The following is an 810-nucleotide window of genomic DNA, read 5'->3' on the forward strand; positions in this document are numbered from 1 at the left end:
GCCCACGCCAGCGAGAGCATGTCCTCGCCCTTCAGGAAGCGGTGCGCGCGCACGCCGCCGGTGGCGCGGCCCTTGGCCGGGTACTCCGTGAACGGGGTGACCTTGACCGAGCCGGGGGAGGTGCCCGGCAGGGCCTCCTGCGAGGAGGCGACGGTGACGACGACGGCGTCCGCGTCCCCGGCGGCGACCGCACCGAAGAACGTCACGGTGTCTTCCGCGCCCAGCTTGATGCCCGTGACGCCGCCGGCCGTGCGGCCCTGGGCGCGCACCGTCGAGGCCGGGTAGTGAAGCAGTTGCGCCTGGCGGGTGATGAAGACCAGTTCATCGTCGTCGGCCGGGACGCTCAGGCCCACGATGTAGTCCTTGGGCTTGAGCGCGATGATCTCCCAGTCCTCCCGGTTGAGCGGGTAGTCCGGGGTCACGCGCTTGACGATGCCCTGCGCCGTGCCGAGGGCGAGGACCTTGTCCAGCGGCGCCAAGGCCACCAGCGATTCGCCCTTCGCCAGGGTCACGAACTCCTTGACCGGGACGCCGCCGGCCAGGTTGGGCGACCCGGCGGCGGCGGCGAGCACCGGCATGTCCAGGACCGGGAGCCGCAGCATCCGGCCCAGCGAGGTCACCGCTCCGATCTCGGCCCGTGCCGTGGTCCTGACGACTGACGCCAGGACATCGTGCCGGATCCGCTGGCCGTCCGACAGGGGCTCCTGGTCCACCGTGCGGGCGAGCTGGCCGGAGGCCGAGAGCAGGACCCAGCACGGGTCGTCCGCGATCTGCAGCGGCAGGGCGGCCTTGGCGTTCTTGCCGGCGGCG

The 810-nt window shown here is 72.6% G+C and carries 1 protein-coding gene; it reads right to left on the reverse strand.

From position 1 onward, the window contains the following. Window positions 1–810, reverse strand: an 810-nt coding sequence (locus tag AC5RUJ_RS17500; RefSeq protein ID WP_494156409.1) for a DNA gyrase C-terminal beta-propeller domain-containing protein, incomplete at both ends; no start/stop codon positions are given.

The organism is Arthrobacter sp. Y3223164 (genome assembly GCF_059091005.1).